Origin of the sequence: Flavobacterium succinicans LMG 10402 (assembly GCF_000611675.1) — a bacterium.
Lineage (GTDB): Bacteria > Bacteroidota > Bacteroidia > Flavobacteriales > Flavobacteriaceae > Flavobacterium > Flavobacterium succinicans.
The window spans coordinates 58,013-81,513 of the sequence record NZ_JATV01000012.1; the positions used below are offsets into that span (position 1 = coordinate 58,013).

17 protein-coding genes and 3 tRNA genes are annotated in these 23,501 nt (G+C 34.4%); 18 read left to right on the plus strand and 2 right to left on the minus strand.

The genetic code is table 11. The features are described from left to right. Positions 1–5: 5 nt before the first annotated feature. Complete coding sequence (gene rnhB, locus AO58_RS0112560) at positions 6–665, minus strand: ribonuclease HII (protein ID WP_024982041.1); 660 nt, start codon at positions 663–665, stop codon at positions 6–8. A gap of 197 nt (positions 666–862) precedes the next feature. On the opposite strand from rnhB, the gene AO58_RS0112565 reads away from it, so the two are divergent. The 9 genes from AO58_RS0112565 to AO58_RS0112605 all read left to right on the plus strand — a co-directional run bounded on the left by AO58_RS0112565 (position 863) and on the right by AO58_RS0112605 (position 16,364). Then, positions 863–3,961: a SusC/RagA family TonB-linked outer membrane protein gene (locus tag AO58_RS0112565; protein ID WP_024982042.1), complete on the plus strand. Its 3,099-nt coding sequence runs from the start codon at positions 863–865 to the stop codon at positions 3,959–3,961. 52 nt (positions 3,962–4,013) lie between these two features. Beyond that, entirely contained in the window at positions 4,014–5,483 is a 1,470-nt protein-coding gene (locus tag AO58_RS0112570) for a RagB/SusD family nutrient uptake outer membrane protein (RefSeq protein WP_024982043.1), read from the plus strand. A 522-nt stretch (positions 5,484–6,005) separates the two neighbouring features. Then, positions 6,006–9,158 carry a SusC/RagA family TonB-linked outer membrane protein gene (locus AO58_RS0112575; RefSeq protein ID WP_024982044.1) on the plus strand — a complete coding sequence of 1,051 codons (3,153 nt, stop codon included), beginning with the start codon at positions 6,006–6,008 and terminating at the stop codon, positions 9,156–9,158. A 2-nt stretch (positions 9,159–9,160) separates the two neighbouring features. Then, on the plus strand, positions 9,161–10,633 hold the full coding sequence (locus AO58_RS0112580; RefSeq protein WP_024982045.1) for a RagB/SusD family nutrient uptake outer membrane protein: 1,473 nt from the start codon (positions 9,161–9,163) through the stop codon (positions 10,631–10,633). A 120-nt stretch (positions 10,634–10,753) separates the two neighbouring features. Continuing rightward, positions 10,754–12,700 carry a putative porin gene (locus tag AO58_RS0112585; protein WP_024982046.1) on the plus strand — a complete coding sequence of 649 codons (1,947 nt, stop codon included), beginning with the start codon at positions 10,754–10,756 and terminating at the stop codon, positions 12,698–12,700. Positions 12,701–12,712: 12 nt separating this feature from the next. Next, positions 12,713–14,074, plus strand: a complete 1,362-nt coding sequence (locus AO58_RS0112590; RefSeq protein WP_024982047.1) for a pyridoxal-phosphate dependent enzyme — start codon at positions 12,713–12,715, stop codon at positions 14,072–14,074. Between the two features lie 10 nt (positions 14,075–14,084). Beyond that, positions 14,085–14,567, plus strand: coding sequence for a 3'-5' exonuclease (locus tag AO58_RS0112595; protein ID WP_024982048.1), 483 nt, complete (start codon positions 14,085–14,087; stop codon positions 14,565–14,567). A 57-nt stretch (positions 14,568–14,624) separates the two neighbouring features. Then, a complete protein-coding gene (locus AO58_RS0112600; RefSeq protein ID WP_024982049.1) occupies positions 14,625–15,893 on the plus strand; it encodes a DUF2851 family protein in 1,269 nt (422 codons plus the stop codon). A gap of 243 nt (positions 15,894–16,136) precedes the next feature. After that, positions 16,137–16,364, plus strand: a complete 228-nt coding sequence (locus AO58_RS0112605; RefSeq protein ID WP_024982050.1) for a hypothetical protein — start codon at positions 16,137–16,139, stop codon at positions 16,362–16,364. 60 nt (positions 16,365–16,424) lie between these two features. On the opposite strand, the gene AO58_RS0112610 is transcribed toward AO58_RS0112605, so the two are convergent. Then, positions 16,425–17,894 (minus strand): APC family permease, encoded by a 1,470-nt coding sequence (locus AO58_RS0112610; RefSeq protein WP_024982051.1) that lies wholly within the window; start codon positions 17,892–17,894, stop codon positions 16,425–16,427. A 208-nt stretch (positions 17,895–18,102) separates the two neighbouring features. On the opposite strand from AO58_RS0112610, the gene AO58_RS0112615 reads away from it, so the two are divergent. The 9 genes from AO58_RS0112615 to tuf all read left to right on the plus strand — a co-directional run bounded on the left by AO58_RS0112615 (position 18,103) and on the right by tuf (position 23,498). Further along, entirely contained in the window at positions 18,103–18,969 is an 867-nt protein-coding gene (locus AO58_RS0112615) for a ComEA family DNA-binding protein (RefSeq protein ID WP_035717776.1), read from the plus strand. Positions 18,970–18,996: 27 nt separating this feature from the next. Beyond that, on the plus strand, positions 18,997–20,166 hold the full coding sequence (locus AO58_RS0112620) for an acyl-CoA dehydrogenase family protein (protein ID WP_024982053.1): 1,170 nt from the start codon (positions 18,997–18,999) through the stop codon (positions 20,164–20,166). A 160-nt stretch (positions 20,167–20,326) separates the two neighbouring features. Continuing rightward, a complete protein-coding gene (gene rpsU / locus AO58_RS0112625) occupies positions 20,327–20,524 on the plus strand; it encodes a 30S ribosomal protein S21 (protein WP_024982054.1) in 198 nt (65 codons plus the stop codon). 77 nt (positions 20,525–20,601) lie between these two features. Then, positions 20,602–21,492: a tyrosine-type recombinase/integrase gene (locus AO58_RS0112630; RefSeq protein ID WP_024982055.1), complete on the plus strand. Its 891-nt coding sequence runs from the start codon at positions 20,602–20,604 to the stop codon at positions 21,490–21,492. 36 nt (positions 21,493–21,528) lie between these two features. Continuing rightward, positions 21,529–21,831 (plus strand): ribosome hibernation-promoting factor, HPF/YfiA family, encoded by a 303-nt coding sequence (hpf, locus tag AO58_RS0112635; RefSeq protein ID WP_024982056.1) that lies wholly within the window; start codon positions 21,529–21,531, stop codon positions 21,829–21,831. An 89-nt stretch (positions 21,832–21,920) separates the two neighbouring features. Next, positions 21,921–21,994, plus strand: a tRNA-Thr gene (locus AO58_RS0112640). Between the two features lie 45 nt (positions 21,995–22,039). Next, positions 22,040–22,120 (plus strand) — tRNA-Tyr (locus AO58_RS0112645). A 67-nt stretch (positions 22,121–22,187) separates the two neighbouring features. Further along, positions 22,188–22,259, plus strand: a tRNA-Thr gene (locus AO58_RS0112650). Positions 22,260–22,313: 54 nt separating this feature from the next. Then, a complete protein-coding gene (gene tuf / locus AO58_RS0112655; RefSeq protein WP_024982057.1) occupies positions 22,314–23,498 on the plus strand; it encodes an elongation factor Tu in 1,185 nt (394 codons plus the stop codon). Positions 23,499–23,501 lie beyond the last annotated feature (3 nt).

The following is a 23,501-nucleotide window of genomic DNA, read 5'->3' on the forward strand; positions in this document are numbered from 1 at the left end:
GTTTTTTACAAATCGAGTTTGAGTTGTTCGGGTAATAGTCGAAAGCTCATGCGATGGTATTTTGTAACTCCATATTTTTGAATGGCTGCTCGATGCTCTTGCGTTGGGTAGCCTTTGTTTTTTTTCCAATTGTACATGGGGAATTCTTCATGAATACGATCCATGTATTCGTCCCTGTAGGTTTTGGCCAAAATTGATGCTGCAGCTATATTCATATATTTGGCATCCCCTTTTACAATGCTGGCGTTTTGTAATCCAGTTAAAAATTCGATTTCTTCTTTTGAAAATATTTTAACACCTTTCGTGATAATTCCTTTTTTTGGAATAAATGGGGCATTCCCATCAATGATGACAGCATTCGGTTTTGGATCCAATTTTACAACACATTCTTGCATGGCTTTTATCGATGCGTTCAGAATATTGATGTCATCAATTTCTTGTGGTTCGATATGGGTAATTGCGTAGGATATCGCTTCATTTTCAATAACGAATTTAAGACTTTTTCGAATCTTTTCTGTTAACTTTTTGCTATCATTAAGTAAATTGTTTTTAAAATGTAATGGAAGGATTACGGATGCGGCAGTTACAGGGCCTGCTAGACAGCCTCTTCCGGCTTCATCGCAACCGCTTTCGTAGAATTTTATGAAAAAATTAGGACTTAGCATATCGTATGGTTTTTAACATTACTATTTTAAATTATTCTCGTTTTTTTGGATTATAAATACAATATCAAAAAAATGCAGAAATATAGAACAAGATGTGTTTTTTTAAAATTCTCAGTGTTTGCAAGGCCTCGGAGATTCCTTGTGGTTTTAGTAATAATTTATAATTTTTGCAACATTACTAATAAAAATAAAATATCATGAGATTGAAATCTAAATGGATCTTTTCTCTTCTAGTGGTTTTGTCTATGCAATTTGCTTTTGCACAAGAGAAAACGATCACAGGAAAAGTTACGGATAACACGGGGCCGATACCAGGCGCAAATGTACTTATTAAAGGAACTACTTTTGGTGTTCAAACTGATTTTGATGGTGCTTTTTCAATTAAAGCAAAGACTGGAGATGTTTTGGTGTTTTCTTACATGGGAATGAAAGACAAAGAGGTTGCTGTTGGGGAAAAAACCAATCTAAAAATCAATTTAGATTCTAGTGCCAAAGAACTTGAAGAAGTAGTCATTGTTGCTTATGGTAAACAAAAATCAAAAGAAATTGTTGGTTCTGTTACTACTGTAGGGAAGGATGTGCTAGAAAAGCAACAAGCAACTAGTGTTTTATCGGCAATTCAAGGTAGTGTTGCTGGGGTTAACGTTGTTACTTCTGGTGGGCAACCAGGTGAGAATCCTGCGATTAGAATTCGTGGTATTGGTTCAATTAGTTCTTCTTCTGAGCCATTAATTATTTTGGATGGTGCGCCATATAATGGAAATATCAACTCTATTAGCTCGGATCAAATCGAATCTATGAACGTATTGAAAGATGCTTCGTCTACTGCATTATATGGTTCTAGAGGTGCTAATGGTGTAATTATTATTACAACCAAAAAAGGTAAATTCAATGCGCCAACAAGTGTTTCTGTGAATTCTGTTATTGGTGTTGGAGGAAATGCTGTGAAAATGCATGAATTGGTATCAACTGATCGATTGATGGAGATGACATGGGAAGCTCGAAAAAATGTTAATCTTGCTAATGGACAAAGTCCAACATTGGCTGCGACTAATGCTTCAAATGGATTGGTTTCTGTTTTAGGATATAACCCATATAAAGCTGCTGTTCCTGTAGGGGTTGATGGTAAATTAGTGACTACTGACAAGTATTGGTCTACGGATTGGGAGAATACTTTAATTAATAATTCTGCTATCAGAAGAGAAAATTCTATCGCAGTAAATGGTGGTGGAGAAAGTACAACTTATGCTTTTTCTGCAAATAACTTGAGTCAAGAAGGAGCTTTGAGAGGTTCTGATTTTGATAGAACGGCAGTGCGTTTAAATATTGCTACAAGAGTAAACAAAACGATTAGTGCAGGATTGAATATGGGGTATACAGCCTCTTCTCAAAACTACCCAACTCAAAGTGGTAATAGTTATAATAGTCCAATTCAATGGATTTATAGCGTGTCATCTATCTATCCTGTGTATCGTCATGATCCGAATGGTAGCTTGATTTTAGATTCTTTAGGGAATAAAATTTACGATTATGGTGCAAATCAAGGATCATTGAATGCGGCTCGTCCTTCTTTTCAAAATGAAAATGCTGCAGGAGCAATTTCAAATTATATTGTTAGAAATAATAGAGATGATATTACTTTAAATGGGTATGTAAACCTTGATATCATGGAAGGTTTAACTTTTAAATCAACTCTTGCGTATCAAAAATATTTGTACGACAATTATAACTATAGTTCTCCACTTTATGGTAATGCACAAAACGTTAATGGTAGAATTTCTCAAAACAGAGATATTTCAACCTCTATTAACTTTACTAATATGGTGAACTACAAAAAAGAAATTGGGAATCATACGTTCTCTATAGATGCTATTCAAGAGGCTTATCAGTTTAAAGTAGACGCTATGTATTCTAGCGGTGAAGGATTTTTGCCAGGAGTAGGTGTGAATAATGGGGCTACTAATCCAGTTGGGGTAGGTGGAAGTATCAATGAAGAAAGATTAGCTTCATATTTGGGAAGGGTTTCTTATAACTATGCTGGTAAATATTTTATTGAAGGTTCTTATAGATCGGATGGATCGTCTCGTTTTGCTCAAGAGGTGCGTTGGGGTAATTTCTATTCTATCGGAGGTGCTTGGAGTATTAAAGATGAGAGTTTCTTAGCAGATAACGAGACTATTAGTGCTTTGCGTTTAAAGGGATCGTATGGTGAATTAGGAAACAACAAGACTTCATCTTATTTTCCTTATGAGCAATTGTACAACTTAGGAACTTCAGAATTGACTAATGCAGGTATTACGCTTGGTAATCCTGTAAATAGAAACTTAACTTGGGAAAAAACAGCTTCAGCTAACATCGGAATTGAAGTGGGATTATGGAATAATCGTGTTCGATTTGGTGCAGATTATTACAACAAAGAATCTATTGATTTGATTTATGCAATTCCGCTTGCAGGTTCTACAGGAAGTACTACTTATTTAACTAATGCGGGTTCATTGAGAAACTATGGTTTAGAGGTGTATTTCAATACAACCAATATTCAAAATAGTGATTTCAGATGGACTACTGATTTGAATTTCTCTTTTGACAGAAATGAAGTGACTGCTTTAACGCAAGCGTCTGTAATTACAGGAACTAAAAGATGGGAAGAGGGAAGGTCTATTTATGATTTCTGGATGCAAGAATGGGCTGGGGTAGATCCAACCGACGGACGTGGAATGTGGTATGCAGATGGAGTAGATGCAGATGGAAATCGTAATACAACGAAAACCTATTCAAAAGCAGCTAGAAACTATACAGGAAAATCTTCTTTACCAGATGTAGTAGGTGGTTTAACCAATTATTTCAGATACAAAAATTTTGATATGAATGTATTGTTTAATTTTAGTTTTGGAGCTTATGTTTATGATAGTTCTTATGCATCATTAATGACAGGATTAAAAGATCCAGGACGTCCAGGTCACGTTGATTTAGAAGATCGTTGGCAAAATCCTGGGGATATTACTGATGTTCCTAAATTATACCAAGGTAATAATGATTTTGGTTCTCAATCCACCAGATTTTTGTTCAAAAACAACTATATCCGTTTGAAAGCTTTAAATGTTGGATATAATATGAACAAAGAATTAGTGAATAGATTAGGAATGAACAATGTTCGTGTATATGTTCAAGGTGATAATTTGTTTACCATTCAATCACACAAAGGAATTGATCCAGAGCAAAGTTTTGATGGAGTTACAGATAGTAGATCATACAATCAACGTGTGGCTTCTTTAGGGTTAAAACTTGATTTTTAATTAAATGCTTATTAGTAACTGTTTGACAGTTGCAAATTAAAATGTAAATACTATGAAAAAAACAATAAAAATATCGATAGTAGCTTTTTTAGGGGCTTTATCGTTAGTAAGTTGTGGTGATGACTTTATAAATGAAGCTAAGCCATCTACTGGAGTGCCAATAGAAGATGTTTTTGAATCTAGAAACACTGCCAATGGGGCTTTGTCTGGAATCATGAGAAATTTTAGAGCACAATACATGAGTACTGATTCAGGAGGGGTGAACTCAATGTTTTTTGCTAGAACAGTAAAGGGTAACGATGCTATCGTTGCTAGTAACTGGTATGCTTTTGATTATGAAAACGATAATCGTGAACCTGTTTATAGAAGAACAAATTTCTCTTGGAATTATCCTTATTTCATGATTAATCAAATCAATTCATTTATCAAGGGTGTACTTGGTAGTCAAAAATTAACAGCAACTGATAAAAATGAATTAACAGGTCAAGGTTATGCATTGCGTGCCTTCTTTTATCATCAATTGGTTTTGGAGTTTTCAAAATCATACAAATTAGATCCAAATTATCCAGCACCACCAATATACAAAGAGCCAACTTTGGTAGGTGGGCCAATGACAACCGTAAAAGAAATGTATGATTTTATTGTTGAAGATTTAATAAAGTCGATCGAATTGTGTAGTACTTCTCGTTTGGGGAAATCATATGTTAATAAACAAGTGGCTTCAGCTCTTTTGGCTCAAGTTTATCAAGTAATGGGGAAATGGGATTTAGCTGAAGTGGCTGCAAATTCTGCCTATGGTGGAAATGTTACAGCAGTACTTGATGCCTTGAGTTATGGTAATGGGTTTAAAGATTACAATAACAAAGAATGGTTGTGGGGATCACCACAATCGGAAGCGCAATCAATGTATTACTTTTTGGCACCTCATGCTTTCTCTGATCACAGAGCAACGGCTTACCTTAATGTGTATGTGAATTCAGATTTTGTCAAATTATTTTCTTCAACTGATGTAAGAGGAGGTATTGGGCCGAATAAGTTGTTTAATTTGAAATCTTCTACATACCCTGTAACCGACTTTAGATATTATGTGTCAAATAAATTCTCTTTTACTACAAGCTCACATTCTCCATTAATTCGTTTTGCTGAATTGATTTTGATCGATGCCGAAGCGAAAGCTCGTTTAGGAAAAGAAACAGAAGCAAAAGCTATTTTATATGCTTTGCAAAAAAATAGAGATGCAGAAGCGGTTCAGAGTTCTAATGCAGGTCAGGCCCTTATTGATGAAATTCTAATCGAAAGAAGAAAAGAATTATTCATGGAAAATGGTGTGGAATGGTTTGATGCTAAACGTTTAGGAAACGCAATGCCAAGAACAGGAAATCAACGTTTGCAAGGAATAAATGGTAGTGCTGGGTTGCCTTATGGGTTGCTTGCAGATGACAATCGTTTTTTCTTGAAAATTCCTCAAACTGAAATCGATGCCAATGCAAATATTGATGATTCGGTAAATAGAGGAAGGTAGTTACAACGAAGTAGCTTAAAAGTCCTTTATGTTTTTTAAAAAGCAGTAGTGAACAAAAGTTTGCTACTGCTTTTTTTTTGCATCTAATTAAAGAGTCTTTTTGTTGTCTTTTTTGTAATGCTGTTAAATTTCTTTTTTTGAAGTGTTAATTACTTTATGTTATGTTGTTTTTATTATTGAATAAATAATTAATTAATGATGTTTTTTAGTAAAAGCATGATGAGAAATACAGAAAAAAAGGACTAATATTTTTCCGTCTATACGTTTTTTGTTTTTATTTAACTTAAAACAACAGTTTTTGTTAAATTATTGTGTTATGTATTATATGTCTATGTTCTTAAAAAATGATAATAAATGTTTAAATTATTCGCTTTAAGTTGGTTTGTTTTGTTATAATGTCAAAATATTAACAAATAGGATGGTGTTGATGAATACTTTGTGAAAATAATTATGTTATTTATTTTTGGTGTATTAAGAAATTATTATGATTTTTGCTTCATAACTAATTCAAATAATAAAAATATGAGATCAAAATTCAAATGGATTTTTTCTTTGCTATTGGCCATGTCAATGCAATTTGTCTTCGCTCAAGACAAGACTATTACAGGGACAGTTACTGATCAAACAGGTCCAATCCCAGGTGTTAATGTTAGTATTAAAGGGGCTAAATCAGGAGTTCAAACTAGTTTTGATGGGGGATATGCTATAAAAGCTAAGGCAGGTGATGTTTTGTTGTTTTCATTTGTAGGCATGAAGAATGTTTCCAAAGTTGTTTCGAGTTCAACTGTTTTAAATGTATTAATGGTTTCTGATGAAGCTCAAACTCTTGAGGATGTTGTTGTAGTAGCTTATGGTAAGTCCAAAAAATCAGCTTTCACTGGTTCTGCTACTTCGGTTTCAGGTGAATCTTTAGAAAATAGATCGGTAACGAATGTTTTATCAGGTATAGAAGGGGCGGTTTCTGGAGTTCAAATACAAAGTGCAGCTGGTCAACCAGGATCTGCACCAACTATAAGAATTAGAGGTTTTAGTTCTATTAATGGTTCTAATACGCCTTTATATATTTTAGATGGCGTTCCTTTTACTGGAGATTTGAGTAGTATTAATACTGCTGATATTGAAAGTATGACCGTTTTAAAAGACGCAGCTTCTACTTCTTTATACGGATCTAAAGCGGCTAATGGTGTTGTAATCATAACTACAAAAACAGGTAAGTCAACAAAAGAAAAGTTTACTTTAAATATAAGTACGGGTTTGTCTTCAAGGTCAATACCTGAATATGAAAGGGTTAATGCTTTTGAATATTATCCATTAATTTGGGAAGCAGTTCGCAATAGTAGGGTCTTAACCACACCTGCAGATGTTGCGGCAGCAAATGCTTATGCATCTGCTAATACACCAGTGTTTTTAGTTAATAACCCATTTAATGTGCCTGCAAATTCTATTGTTGGTTTAGATGGAAAAATTAATCCAAACGCAAATCTTTTGTATACTGAAGATTTAGATTGGGAAAAACAATTAAGTAGGGCAGGGGTAAGAAAAAGCGTTGATTTTTCTTACCAAGGAAGAACTGAGAAAACAGATTATTATGCTTCATTGAGTAATTTAGATGAAGAAGGGAATATTAAAGGGTCTCAATTTAAAAGAGCTACTGCACGTATAAATATTAATACTAAACATAAAGAATGGTTTAAAACTGGAATTAATTTAACAGGTGTTTTATCTGAGTCTAATAATGCTGTAGATGGCGTAGATAACACTAGTAGTTTTAATAACCCATTTAGAACAATTCGTTATATGGGGCCTATATATCCTGTTTATAAACATAACGCAGATGGAAGTGTGCTTTTGGACGCTGTTGGTAAGCCTGTTTATTCTGATATTAGAGCTTCTGGTGCTTCAAATGGTAGAAATGTCGTTTATGAAACTCTAAATAATATCGACAAAGATAAAGGAATGGTTATTAATGCAAGGGCTTATGCAGAATTCAAGTTTTTAAAAGATTTTACTTTTAAAGCTAATGTTGCAATTGATAGAACTTCAACTGATAATAGTGTTTATTGGAATCCAGTTATCGGTGACGGAGCTCCAGATGGACTAGCTTCTAAGGAAAATAGTGTGACGAAAGGTGTTACTTATAATCAAATTTTAGATTATAATAAATCTATTAATGGTCATAATATTACTGCTTTATTTGGTCATGAAAGTTTTGATTATGAATTCAATTTCCTAACTGGGACTAAAAGAAAATTAATCAGTGCTAATAATACTGAATTTATTAATTTTGTTACTACTAGTGATCTTAACTCTTTTACAAGAAATTATGCTACGGAGTCCTATTTTACTAGAATTGGGTATGATTATTTAACTAAGTATATTGTTTCTGGTTCATTTAGAAGAGATGGTTCTTCAAAATTTGCTAAAGATAATAGATGGGGTAATTTCTGGTCTGTCGGTTTGGCTTGGGTATTGTCCAATGAAAACTTTTTGAAGGATTCAGAATGGATAAATGAACTAAAATTACGTGGATCTATGGGTGAAGTTGGAAATGACTCACATACTAGTAATGGAGGTTTGAACTATTATGTTAGCCAGCCTACATTTTCTAATGGATTCTCAAACGGATCCGAAGGTGGTTTTGTAGCTAATGGACCTGGTGCTGCAGATTTACAATGGGAAAAAAACACACAATCTGACATTGGTGTTGAATTTACTTTATTTAAAAATAGAATTAGAGGTGCAGTTGAGTATTATAAAAGAGAGACAGATGGTTTAATTTTTAATGTTCCTAATCCTTTAACATCGGGACTTGATAGTAGAGTAGAGAATATTGGTACGATGAATAATAGTGGTATAGAGATCTCTTTGGACGCAACTATAGTTCAAACTAAAGATTTTTCTTGGAATTTTAATGTTAATGCCTCTACAATTAAAAATGAAATAACAAAATTGCCACAAACTGAAATCATTACTGGGACTAAAAAATATTCAATAGGAAGTTCAATTTTTGATTATTGGTTGAGAGATTGGTACGGTGTAGATCCTGCTGATGGTTATGCGCTTTATGTTATAGATCCAAAGTTTTTGCCTGCAACGGGTGTAGTAGATCCAACTTACAGGGTAGTAAATGGTGTAAACGTTACAACTGATCAAAATAAAGCATTGTTTCATTATGCAGATACTTCGTTGCCTGATTTGTTTGGAAGTTTTTCAAATACATTTAAGTATGGTGGTTTTCAGCTAGAAGTTTTATTTACTTATCAATTAGGAGGAAAAACATATGATAGTAACTACTCTGGTTTAATGCATACAGGAAATAATTATGGTTCGGCTTTGAGTACTGATATTTTAAGAAGATGGCAAAAGCCTGGTGATATTACTGACGTACCAAGATTAGATGTGAATAGAAACGTTCAATCTTCAGCTGCTTCTGATAGATGGTTGGTAGATTCTGATTATTTATCATTACGTCAAATTACAATGTCTTATAATTTACCTTCAAAATTTGTTGGAAAAATTGGTGTTGATGGAATTAGATTTTTTGCTAACGGAGAAAATTTAATGCTATTTACTAAAAGAGTTGGGTTAGATCCTACACAAAATTTAAACGGAACAACGCAAAATAGGTTTTCGCCTGCTAGATTAATTTCTTTAGGTCTTAATTTAAACTTTTAATTATGAAAAAATTTAATTTTAAATATGTAATACTTTTAACCTCGTTATTAGTATTAGGTTCTTGTTCTGATGATTTCTTAGACAAGAAGCCAACTGAGTTTGTTGGTGCTGAGGATGCAACTTCAACTACTGATAATTTATATACCTTATTAAATGGTATTCACCGTTCACTTTATATTCGATATGAACAACAAAGTGAAACAGGTATAGCAGGAGTTATGCAAGCCGTTGATATTGCTGGTGAAGATGTAGTGTTTCCTGTTACTAATGGATGGTTCTTAGGATTTTATAACTGGACAAGTTTAAATAATCAAAATTCACAAGATGTTCGTTTTCCATATAGGACTTTTTATCAAATAAATAGAAATGCTAATACTATTATTAATGCAGTAGATGCGGCACAAGGAAGTGTTGCTTCAAAGAATTTAATAAAAGGGCAGGCTCTTGTATATCGTGCATTTTGTCACTTTCAATTAGTACAATTGTATGCAAAAAGATATGTTAAGGGTACGGTTAATTCTCAACCAGGGATACCTATTATTTTGGAGGTTAATAACGAAAAATTACCACGTTCAACAGTTGAAGAAGTATACAGTCAGATAAATAAAGATCTTGATGCTGCATTACAATTATTAGTAGGTTATACTAAACCTAATAATTCACATTTGGACTTAAGAGTTGCTCAAGGTTTAAAAGCTCGTGTTGCATTAGTTCAAGGAAATTGGTCAGTTGCTGCTGATTTTGCAAGTAAGGCTAGAGCTGGTAAAAATTTAATGACAATTGCGGAGTATGGCTCTGGATTTAATAATTACAATAATCAAGAATGGATGTGGGGAAGTTATATTAATGAACTTCAAACAGAATCTTTTGCAAACTTCGGGGCATATATGTCCAGAAATTTTAGCTCAACAGTTATTCGTAGTTGCCCTAAAGCTATTAATAGTAAGTTATATAATTTAATTCCGACAACTGATGTTAGATCTACTATTTTTAGTAGAACTGGACAACATCCAAATATCGTTTTAGTATCATCTGCTCAAAAATTCCCATTTACTAGTCAAAAGTTTCTTTCTGTTAGTACAGGAGATAGTAGATGTGATGTTCCTTACATGAGAGCTGCAGAAATGTTTTTGATTGAAGCAGAGGCAAAAGCAAATTTAGGGGCTCCAGATGCTGCTCAAATTTTGTTTAATTTGGTGTCAAAAAGAGATCCTGCTTATGTTTTGTCAACTAAAACAGGTACTGATTTGTTAAATGAAATTTACTTTCAAAGACGAATTGAGCTTTGGGGAGAAGGGTTTAGATTTTTTGATTTAAAAAGGACTAATTCTCCTTTAGATAGAACCGGTGCTCAACATAATACAACTATTACTGCGGGTGTTATGTCAGTTCCTGCTAATGATAAGAGATGGCAATTAGTGTTTCCGTTGTCTGAAATTCAAGTAAACCCATTGATTATTCAAAATGATTTATAGATAAGTAATCTTTAATTAAAACTAAGCGCTCCAAATTAATTTTGGAGCGTTTTTTTATTTCATAAATACTCTTTATTAATCTACCTTTGTCTAAAATTCATTCCATACAGATAATAATAGATGAAAAACCCACTCTTAGTTTTAATTATCTTATTTCCTTTTCTTTTGTTTTCCCAAAAATCAGGCAGAAGTACTACTCAAAACGAGAGTAGTAAACCCATTGATACCATAAAAAACAAAGTTGCCCCAATCGACTTATATCGTATCATTACGCTCGAAAAAGACACCACTTATATCGATACTTCCTTAACAATACAGAAAGAGTATTCTCACAATTACTTGCGTAAAGATAATTTTGGGTTGTTGTCATTTTCTAATGATGGACAAACGTTTAACACACTGCAATATGGTTTAGTGAAAAATGATATTTTTCCAGAAATGGGTTTCAAAGCCAAGCATTTCAACTTTATGGAAGCCAATCAAATTCGGTACGCATCTGTTGCGACGCCAGTTACCGAATTGTATTATAAATCAACAATTCAGCAGGGGCAATCGGTTGACTCGTATTTTGCGGTTAATTTAAGTGAAAACCTTAATTTTTCAGTGGCCTATCGAGGTCTTCGATCTTTGGGGAATTATATTAATCAATTGTCAAGTTCCGGGAATTTTAGGTTTACGACCAGTTATCATACCTTGAACAAAAGATATTTGGCCAATTTTCATTTTACGTATCAAGACATTTTGAATGGTGAGAATAGTGGGATCACTACGCTTTCAGATTTTGAAGGGGAAGATCCTAATTATGACAATAGAGCTCGATTAGAAGTTTTCTTAACCGATGCTAAGTCGTTCTTAATAGGAAGAAGGTTATTTCTTGATCATGAATTCAGAATCAACTCCAAAAAAGGAGAACATAATCTGTGGTTGAATCACCAGTTTAATTACGAAAATAAACTTTTTGAATACAATCAAGCTACGGTTGTTTCTACAGTTGGGTATACTCCTGTGTTACGATTTGGAGAATCGTACGTGTCTAGCGGAATGAACGATCAAACACATTATAATAAGATGTATAATCGAGTAGGTCTTGCTTATGAAAATCTTACTTTAGGAAAGTTCAATTTCTTCGTGGATGATTTTAGAAGTAACTTTTACTACGGCAAAATATTAATTTTAAACTCAGGTGTAATTCCGGGCTTGTTGAGTCAAAATATCAATAGTTTTGGAGGTCAATATTTGTATAATAAAGGCAAATGGAATGGCGACTTTAGCTATACTAGATCGATTACTAATCAGTCATTATCTAATCTAGAAGCCAAACTGACCTTTGATTTAGATGATGAAAATCAATTTTCAGTTGCGTTTCAAAACCGAAACAAAATAGCCAATAATACCTTTAACTTGTTTCAATCTAGTTTTGTGAACTACAATTGGTCCAATGATTTTAAGAATGAAAAAAATACAACATTCACTGTCAAAGCCGACACTCAATGGTTGAACTTTTCTGGTCAGTATACCGTTTTAAATGATTATTTGTATTTTGAAGACGTGACAACAGCAGCACAAAAAAACCTGAGACAACAAATCATAGCTCCAAACCAATACAATAATACGATCAATTATTTTTCTTTAAAAGCTAGTCGAGAATTTACATTTGGTAAATTTGCTTTAGATAATACCTTATTGTATCAAAAGGTGAAGCAATCTGTTTTTATTCTAAATGTTCCTGATTTTACATTCCGAAATGCCATTTATTTTTCGGATTATTTTTTCAAAAACAACGCGTTGTTCTTGCAGACGGGCTTTGTGTTAAACTACTTTACTTCATATTATGCTAACGACTATAATCCAGTTGTTGGTGAGTTTTTTGTGCAGAATGATAAAAAGATCGGAAATTTTCCGATGTTGGACTTCTTTGTCAATGCCAAAATACAGCGTACTCGAATTTATCTAAAAGCAGAACATTTCAATTCTGTTTTTAGTAAAAACAATTATTTTTCAGCTCCAAATACACCTTATCGCGATTTTACGATTCGTTTTGGTTTAATTTGGAATTTCTTTAATTAATATTTTTTTATAATGAATTATTCCGAAAACATATTAGGAACGATAGGTAATACTCCTTTAGTAAAGTTAAACAAAGTAGTGGCCGGTGTTGATGCGTTAGTTTTAGCAAAAGTAGAAACGTTCAACCCTGGAAATTCGGTAAAAGATCGTATGGCGGTAAAAATGATTCAAGATGCTGAGGCAGATGGTCGTTTGCAGCCTGGAGGTACCATTATTGAAGGAACGTCTGGAAATACTGGTATGGGATTAGCTTTGGCAGCGATTGTGAAAGGCTATAAACTGATCTGTGTAATATCGGACAAGCAATCCAAAGAAAAGATGGATATACTACGTGCGGTTGGCGCCAAGGTTGTCGTTTGTCCTACAGATGTTGAACCTACCGATCCGCGCTCTTATTATTCAGTTTCTAAACGACTGGCTAAGGAAACGCCTAACTCATGGTATGTGAATCAGTATGACAATCCATCGAATGCAATAGCACATTATGAGCAAACTGGTCCGGAAATTTGGGAGCAAACACAAGGCAAAATTACCCATTTTGTTGTAGGAGTTGGAACTGGTGGTACTATTTCTGGTGTCGCAAAATACTTAAAAGAAAAGAATCCAAACATCAAAATTTGGGGCATTGACACCTATGGCTCGGTGTTTAAAAAATATCATGAAACTGGAATTTTTGATGAGAACGAAATCTATTCCTATATCACTGAAGGTATTGGGGAAGATATTTTACCAAAGAACGTTGATTTTTCATTAATCGACGGTTTCACTAAAGTAACCGATAAAGATGCTGCGGTGTATACTCGTAAAATTGCGCTTGAAGAAGGGATTTTTGTGGGCAATTCAGCTGGTGCTGCTGTGAAAGGATTGTTGCAATTAAAGGATCATTTTAAGCCAGAAGACGTTGTGGTGGTTTTGTTTCATGATTCAGGAAGTCGTTATGTGGGAAAAATGTTTAACGACGATTGGATGCGAGAACGCGGGTTTTTAGAAGAAGAAATTACCAAAGCAGAAGATGTGATTAAAGATCATTTGGATAAATCACTTATCATTGCTAGAACAGAAGAATTAGTTTCGCATGCTATTGAACGTATGCGTAAATATAAAATTTCACAAATTCCAGTAGTAGATGTCAACGGATTTGTTGGTTCAGTGGATGAGTCGTTGTTGTTTCAAAGTTATATCAATGACAAGAATTCTGCCGAACGTCCTTTGCGTGAAATTATGGGTGCGCCTTATCCTATAGTAGCCATGGGAACACCGATTGAAGAGGTGTCAAAATTATTTACCAGAGAAAATGCGGCCGTTTTGATCGATTTAGGAAATGGGAAACATCATATTATTACCAAATATGATATCATTGGATCTATAAAATAAGCATAGTATGATATCCTTCGTTGCTATCGATTTTGAAACTGCTTCAGGATATCATCCTTGTTCAGTAGGGATTGTAGTGGTTGAAAATGGCGAAATTGTAGACGAATTTGTATCGCTCATACAGCCGCCGAACAACAGTTACAATCCCTATACGATTCAAGTGCATGGCATTTATCCTAAGGATACTGCTGATGCCAAAACTTTTGCAGAAGTCTATCCTGAAATTCAAAAACGAATTCAAAATCAAATTGTGGTAGCACATAACGAAAGTTTTGATCGTAATGTTTTAATCAAGGCTATGGCCTTTTCAGGTTTGCATTATGAAGACTTAAACATTGCTTCTCGTTGGGAATGTACCGTAAAAATCTACAAAGCCAAAGGATTGAAACCTGCCAAATTGAGCGATTGTTGTAGGATCATGAATATTCCTTTGCGTCATCACGAAGCCCTTTCTGATGCCAGAGCTTGTGCTCAATTATATTTATTGAAATAATTTTCTTTCTTATTTTTTAATTATCTTCGGGGTTAATTTGTTGACTATTTGGAGATTATGAAAGAAGATTTTTTACACTATATCTGGAAATATCAAAAAATCAATACCCTGCAGTTAAAAACAGTCCAAAACAATACTGTTACTATACTACATCCTGGTGTTTTTCATGAATTAGCGGGTCCTGATTTTTTTAATGCTCAAGTCACTATTGACGGTCAAAAATGGGCAGGTAATATAGAAGTTCACGTTAAATCTTCTGATTGGTATGTGCACCATCACGAACGAGATGACGCCTACAATAATGTTATTCTTCACGTAGTTTGGGAATACGATACCGCTGTATATGGCCCCGATAATACTGAAATTCCTGTGCTTGAACTCCAAAGTTATCTTGCTCCTGATTTAATAGTAAAATACCATGCTTTACTTTCTCCTAAGTCATGGATTTACTGTCAAAATACAATTGGTGCCATTGATCCTTTTGTGTGGTCCAATTGGCAAGAACGACTTTTTTTTGAGCGTTTAGAGCGTAAATCGCAATTCATTTTTGATAGTTTGTCACAAACCAACAACGATTGGGAAGCAGTTTTTTTTATAAGTCTAGCTAAAAATTTTGGACTCAATACCAATGGCGACTCATTTTGTAAAATCGCACAATCAATTCCTTTCAGTGTAGTTCGAAAAGAAACATCTGATTTACAAAACCTCGAAGCGCTTCTCTTCGGCATGGGCGGTTTACTTGAACAAGATAAAGAGGATGTTTATTATAAGGATTTACAATTTCGCTTCTATTATTTGTTGCAAAAACACGCTTTGTCCAAACCTGTGCTTGCCCCGTTGCAGTTTTTTAAACATCGTCCGGATAATTTCCCCACGATTCGCTTAGCTCAATTGGCTGCATTGTATAATATGAGAGTTCAATTGTTTTCAACCAGTATACATGAGTTTTCATTACTTAAGTTATACCAACAATTTGCAGTCCCCCCTTCAAAGTATTGGGACACACACTATCATTTCGATAAAGAAAGTCCTCGAAAAAGCAAAAAAATAAGTACCTCTTTTATCGAATTAGTGCTCATTAATACCGTTATTCCTATTCAATTTGCTTATGCAAGGCAACACGGTAGAGAAATCTCCGAGGACATAGTATCACTCATGCGTGAGTTATCGCCCGAGAAAAATGCTATAGTCGACAAGTTTAAAAGCTATGGAGTTTCAAGTTCTAATGCGTTTCAAACTCAGGCTTTATTACAACTCAAGACAGAATATTGTCAAAAAAACAAATGCTTTCAGTGTGCTGTTGGTGACCAATTGTTAAAGACTTAATTTCATTTGGAGCAAAGTCCCGCTTTCCGCTACAATTTTTTTTACACCTGACAGCTTTTAGAAACCTGTCAGGTGTAAAAAAAAAGGATTTCCACTACACTCGAGCGTAGCGAACTAGCGAAGCAATCGGGGCTAAGGAGCGGTAATTGGCTATTTTATTTTCATTTTAAAGCAAAACAAGAGTAGTTTAATTTTAATCAATTATTTTTGTTGTCCCAAACGTATTAAAAAAGTAAAGCACCTATGGCAGTCATTCTAAAATTAAAATATTTTTTAGAAAAACATGGATTCCATGTTTCCTCTCGAGTAGCAGATAAATTAGGTATGCGAGCAAGTAACGTCCGTATTTTTTTTATTTATCTGTCATTTGTAACTGTAGGTTTAGGATTTGCAGTCTACCTTACCTTTGCGTTTTGGATTCGCTTAAAAGACTTAATTCGCGCCAAAAGATCCTCAGTATTTGACTTATAAAAACAAAAAACTCCAACTTGATGTTGGAGTTTTTTGTTGAATGTCTTATAGGTTAAAGAATTATTCTATCGAATTATCATCATTTAATTTTGATCTTGTTTTGCTATAGCCAAAGTAAACAATAATTCCTATGATTAGCCAAGCACCAGAAAACATTTGGGCTTTTACACTCAAATTATACATCAAATATGTGTTGATTAAAATACCACAAATCGCAATAACTGGTAGCGCAGGAACTCTAAAAGTTCTAGTTAAATTAGGTTGTTTTACTCTTAGAATCCAAACCGCAATACAAACCATTGTAAAGGCAAACAAAGTACCAAAACTGGTCATGTCGGCTAATTCGTTAATTGGGGTAAAAGCAGCTACAATAGCGATTATTGCTCCTAAAATCATTAAGTTGGTTCTTGGTGTTCCAGAAATTGGGTTTACTTTTGAAAACACTTGAGGGATTAACCCGTCTTTTGACATACCTAAGAAAATTCTAGATTGTCCCATGATCATAACCATCAATACAGATACCAAACCTACAGTGGCTGCTAAAGTAATAATAAAGCCTGCCCATCCTTGTCCAGCGATGTCAAAAGCGTAAGCTACTGGAGCTTTGATGGCATCTGGATATTTTCCTAGTGGGTTGAAATCTTGATAGTTCATCATACCTGTTAATACCAAAGAAACTAAAATGTATAGAACGGTACAAATTGATAAAGAGGCAATAATTGCAAAAGGAACATCTTTTTTAGGGTTTATAGCTTCGCCAGATTGAGTAGATACAGCATCAAAACCAATGTAAGCAAAAAAGATTGCTGCAGCTCCTGACACAATTCCTTTTAATCCATATGCATTATGAGTAGATTCTTTATCAATGATTTGTGTAGCCTCAGGTATGAATGGAGACCAGTTGTCTGTATTGATGAAGAAAACTCCAGCAATGATTACAAATAATACAGCTGCAACTTTAAGCAAAACAATCATATTGTTGGCTTTGGCCGCGCTTTTTGTTCCTTTTATTAAAATTGAAATTACTAGTAAAACAATTAAAAAAGCCGGTAAATTCATTGAAAAACCTTCTCCTGTATAGCTTGCAGGATCTGTTGTTAGATAATCAGGAAGTTCAATGTGAAACATTTTGAGCATTTTATTGAAATATCCCGACCACGAAACAGCGACCGTCATGGAACCCATGGCATATTCAAGAATCAATCCCCAACCGATAATCCAGGCGAAAATTTCACCTACAGTACCGTAGGCATAAGCATAAGCAGAGCCTTCGACAGGTAAAATGGAAGCAAATTCTGAGTAACATAAGGCGGCAAATACACAAGCAATTCCTGCTATTATAAACGAAATTGCTAATGCAGGCCCAGCATGATAATATGCTCCTGTACCGGTTAGTACAAAGATCCCTCCACCAATAATGGCTCCAACTCCAATGGCAGTAAGGCTCCATTTTCCAAGAACTCTTTTTAAATCACTTTTTTTCATATCTGCTTCAAAGGCAGATATTGGTTTAACTCTCCAAATTGACATGGTTACTTTTTGTTTTAGTTATTAAGTTTCAAATGTATTGTTTTTTATAAAAAATAAAAAAAATATCTCATTTTACCTTGCTTTATTTTAGATTATCAGAAAAGATTCTGATAATCTTTTGGTTAAATGGATGGTAAAGAAAGTGTTTTGTTTGAAATCAATTCCCTTTTTTCTATTTTTAACATTAATTCATTTAGTGCTTTCAATCATGTTTAAAAACAATTTCTCCTTTTTTTCATTTTCAAGCGGGCAAAGAAAAGGAATTTTTGCTTTGGTTATTGTTATAGTTTTGTTACAATTTATGTATTGGTTTGTCGATTTTACTCCAGATAAGTCAAGTGATTTAACTAAAAACAAGTGGCTTTCTTTGCAAGATACTATTTCTGCTTTCAATGAATCCTCCACTAAAACCTCAAAAATGTATGCTTTTAATCCAAATTTTATATCCGATTTTAAAGGCTACAAATTAGGAATGTCTGTTCTAGAAATAGATAAACTTCACGCTTTTCGCCAAAAAGATAAATATGTAAATTCAGCCGAAGAATTTCAACAAGTAACTGGTGTTTCTGATTCGTTGTTGCGTGTTATGGCTCCTTTTTTTAAGTTTCCTGATTGGATTACCCAACCCAAGAAAGCGAATGGTTATAAAAAATATACAAGTGTTGCATCTCGTAAGCTAAAAAAAGACATCAATCTGGCCACTGTTGAGGAATTGATCAAAGTTTATGGTGTAGGTGATGTGATGGCGAATCGAATCATTGCGCATAGAAATACTTTAGGAGGATTTGTCTCGATGGAACAGTTAAATGAAGTTTGGGGCTTGAAGCCTGAGGTGATAAGTGAAATTGAAACTAGTTTTTCTATAACGAGGCTTCCGTCTTTGAGTTTGATTGATATAAATAATGCTTCTCAAAAGGAACTGTCACAATTTTATTACTTCAAATATTCGCTGGTTAAACAAATATTAATTTCTAGAAGTATGAATGGTGATTTTGTTAATATTGAGGATTTGTCAAAAATCAAAGGTTTTCCTGTAGATAAAGCTAAAATAATTGCATTATATTTGAAGTTCTAAAAAAAAAATAAATAAAAAGCACATTTTATGAATTCAGTATATTTTTCAGAAGAACATGATTTATTTAGAACGAGTTTGAAAGACTTTTTGCAAAAAGAAGTGGTTCCACACATTGAGAAATGGGAAAAAACAGGAACTATTGATCGTTTTATTTGGAAAAAATTTGGAGAGATGGGTTTTTTTGGAATTTCTTATCCCGAAGCATATGGAGGATTAAACTTGGATTTGTTTTACACCGTTATTTTGTTAGAAGAGTTGCAAAAAATTAAATCTTCAGGTTTTGCAGCTGCTATTTGGGCTCATGCTTACCTTGCGATGACGCATTTAAATGCTGAAGGTGATGAAAGAATTAAAAAAGACTATTTGGTGCCAAGTATTGCTGGAGAAAAGATAGGTGCATTGTGCATTTCTGAGCCTTTTGGAGGTAGCGATGTTGCGGGTATGAAAACTACTGCAGTAAAGAATGGTGATGCCTATATTATTAATGGTTCAAAAACGTTTATTACTAATGGTGTCTATGCGGATTATTATATAGTAGCTGCAAAGACGGATCCTAATCTTGGCAATAAAGGAATTAGTATATTTTTGATGGATACGGCTTCAAAAGGAGTCTCGGCTACCAAACTTGATAAATTGGGTTGGCGAGCATCAGATACTGCTGAAATTGCATTTGATAATGTAGAAGTGCCTGTGGCTAACTTAATGGGTGTGGAAGGAAAAGGTTTTTCTTATATCATGCAGCATTTTGCCTTAGAGCGTTTGATTATGGCAATCAATGCACATGCTAGAGCTGAATATGCTATTGATTACACTATAGATTATATGTCTCATCGCGAAGCTTTTGGGATGAAAATCAGTAAGTTTCAGGCTTTACGACATACTCTTGTAGAACATGCAACTGAGGTTGAGCATTGTAAAGTTTTCAATTATGCTGCTGTAGCGCGTCTTGATAAAGGCGAGTATGTGGTAAAGGAAGCAACAATGGCAAAATTGAAATCTACAAAAGTGGCCGATGAAACTATTTATAGCTGTTTGCAAATGCTAGGAGGTTACGGCTATATGGAAGAGTATCCATTGGCACGCTTGTTTAGGGATAGTCGTCTAGGGCCTATTGGAGGAGGGACATCAGAAATCTTAAAAGAGATTTTAGGAAAAATGATTATTGATAATCAAAATTATGAACCTGCAGTGAAATAATATTTCTCCATAATCAAGTTAGAAGGATAACAGTTGGATTTTAGTTTTTAGAGTGAAGGGACTTTGTTTGTGCTTAGGGTAAAAAAAAACATGATTTATGATTCATAATTCATAATTAATACTTACTTTTGCGCACTTAACGAAAGGGGGTGATAAAATTATGTTAATTATACCAATTAAAGACGGAGAAAATATCGATAGAGCATTAAAGCGCTATAAAAGAAAATTTGACAAAACTGGAACTGTTCGTCAATTAAGAGCGCGTACTGCTTTTATAAAGCCATCAGTTATCAATAGAATGAAGTTTCAAAAAGCAGCTTACATTCAAAACATGAAAGACGGATTAGAGAATATCTAATACTTTTTTATAAAAATTATAACCGTTAGTGATTAAAGTTAATAACTTTGATGCTAACGGTTTTTTTTTTGTTTACTATGGTTTTAAATGAAATAGCATTTCGAGAGTATTTAGCTTTGGAGAAAAAGTATTCGGTGCATACGCAAAAAGCATATGTAGAAGATGTGGGTGCTTTTGAAGGATTTTTGGAGCAAACTGCGGTAGATGTTCGATTGGAAGATGTGGCTTATGGTCATATAAGAAGTTGGGTAGTTTATTTGGTGGACTCAGGTGTGGCTAATGTTACGGTGAATAGAAAAATAGCTTCTTTAAAAGCTTTTTATAAGTTCTTGATAAAGTCAAAGCAGCTTCAGGTGAGTCCTTTGGTGAAACACAGGGCATTGAAAGTGGTTAGGAATGTTCAGATTCCTTTTTCAGAAAAAGAAATGAAGGTGGATGATGGTTTAGAGTTGATGGGTTTTGAGGCGATCAGAAATAGGTTGATGGTGGAGATGTTTTACGTTACGGGAATGCGAAGGTCTGAATTGATTGAATTGCGGTTGGCTAATGTTGATTGTGAGGAGGGGTTGGTTAAGGTTTTTGGGAAAAGAGATAAAGAGCGATTGGTTCCTTTGTTAGATGCTGTGATTGATTTGATTCGTTTGTATCTTGTTGAGAGGGAGAGTTTGGAAGTGGTGTTGGATGTGGATTATTTTTTTCTGTCGGCCAAAGGGTTAAAATTAAGTCAATCTTTTGTCTATAGAACAATTAATTTGTACTTTAGTAAAGTATCTGAAAAGGTAAAAAAGAGTCCTCATGTGTTAAGGCATTCCTTTGCTACACACATGTTGAATAATGGGGCTGATTTAAATTCAATTAAAGAATTATTGGGCCATTCTAGTTTAGCGTCTACTCAGGTTTATACCAATAGTAGTTTGGCAGAGCTTAAAAGAGTGTATAAAGAGGCGCATCCAAGAAATAGGAAATAGTTCAAAAACTCAAGTTTAACCCAAAATGTAATGATTATGAAGGTAAATGTTCATGCAGTTAACTTTACTGTAGACAAAAAGCTAGTAGACTTTGTTCAAGTGAGAATGGATAAGTTGGAAAAGTACTATGATAAAGTGGTTTTTTCTGATGTGTTTATGAAGGTAGAAAAGACTAGTGAAAAGGAAAATAAAATTGTAGAGCTTAAGATTAATGTGCCAGGAGACGATTTTGTAGTTAAAAAACAATGTAAAAGTTTTGAAGAAGCGGTTGATTTGGCAGCAGAATCAGTCGAGCGTTTGCTGGTAAAAAGGAAAGAAAAAATAAGATCTCATATTTAATTCAAATTTTTTTTAAAAAATGTTTTGATTAAGAGATAAAATCTATACATTTGCAGTCCGTTAGAAATAGCGGGCTTTTTTTAATATTTGCCAGCGTAGCTCAGTCGGCTAGAGCAGCTGATTTGTAATCAGCAGGTCGTGGGTTCGAGTCCCTCCGCCGGCTCAAGTTTTTCTTGAAAAAGATAGGTTCTTTAAAGTAATGGGTTATGGGGAGATACTCAAGCGGCCAACGAGGGCAGACTGTAAATCTGCTGTGTGAACTTCGCAGGTTCGAATCCTGCTCTCCCCACAAATTATAGAATAATGATTATTGATGTGAAGTTTTTTAAGCTTTAAACTTCTTAATTAAGAATTCTGCCGACTTAGCTCAGAGGTAGAGTGCTTCCTTGGTAAGGAAGAGGTCACGGGTTCAATTCCCGTAGTTGGCTCAAGTAAGTAGGAAATTGAAATAAATATATAACTAAGATTAAAAATTAAGTAAAATGGCAAAGGAAAATTTTAACCGTAACAAGCCCCATTTGAACATTGGTACAATTGGGCACGTGGATCACGGAAAAACTACATTAACTGCTGCAATTACGAAAGTATTGTCTGACGCAGGTTACTGTCAAGCAAAATCATTTGATCAAATTGATAATGCTCCAGAAGAGAAAGAAAGAGGTATTACAATTAACACTTCTCACGTAGAGTACGAAACGGCTAACCGTCACTACGCTCACGTTGACTGTCCAGGTCACGCGGATTACGTTAAGAACATGGTTACTGGTGCTGCTCAAATGGACGGTGCTATTCTTGTTGTTGCTGCTACTGATGGACCAATGCCACAAACTCGTGAGCACATCCTTTTAGGGCGTCAGGTTGGTATTCCAAGAATCGTTGTATTCATGAATAAAGTGGATATGGTTGATGATGCTGAGTTGTTAGAATTAGTTGAGATGGAAATCAGAGACTTATTATCTTTCTACGAGTATGATGGAGATAACGGTCCAGTTATTCAAGGTTCTGCTTTAGGTGGATTGAATAATGATGCTGCTTGGGTTCCTAAAATTCTTGAATTAATGGAAGCTGTTGATGCTTGGATCGAAGAGCCAGAAAGAGATGTTGCAAAACCTTTCTTGATGCCTGTTGAAGATGTATTCTCAATTACTGGTCGTGGAACTGTAGCTACAGGTCGTATCGAAACTGGTGTTGCTAATACTGGAGATCCAGTTGAAATCATTGGTATGGGAGCTGAGAAATTAACTTCTACTATTACTGGAGTTGAGATGTTCCGTAAAATCCTTGATAGAGGTGAAGCAGGAGATAACGTTGGTATCTTGTTAAGAGGTATTCAAAAAGAAGATATCAAAAGAGGAATGGTAATCTGTAAACCAGGTTCTGTTAAGCCTCACGATCACTTCAAAGCTGAGGTGTATATCTTGAAAAAAGAAGAAGGTGGACGTCACACTCCATTCCACAATAACTACCGTCCACAATTCTACGTACGTACAACTGACGTAACTGGTATTATTTCTTTACCAGCTGGTGTAGAGATGGTTATGCCTGGAGATAACTTAACTATTGAAGTTAAATTATTAAGCGAAATTGCATTAAACGTAGGTTTACGTTTTGCTATCCGTGAAGGTGGTAGAACTGTTGGAGCAGGTCAGGTGACTGAAATCCTATAGTTT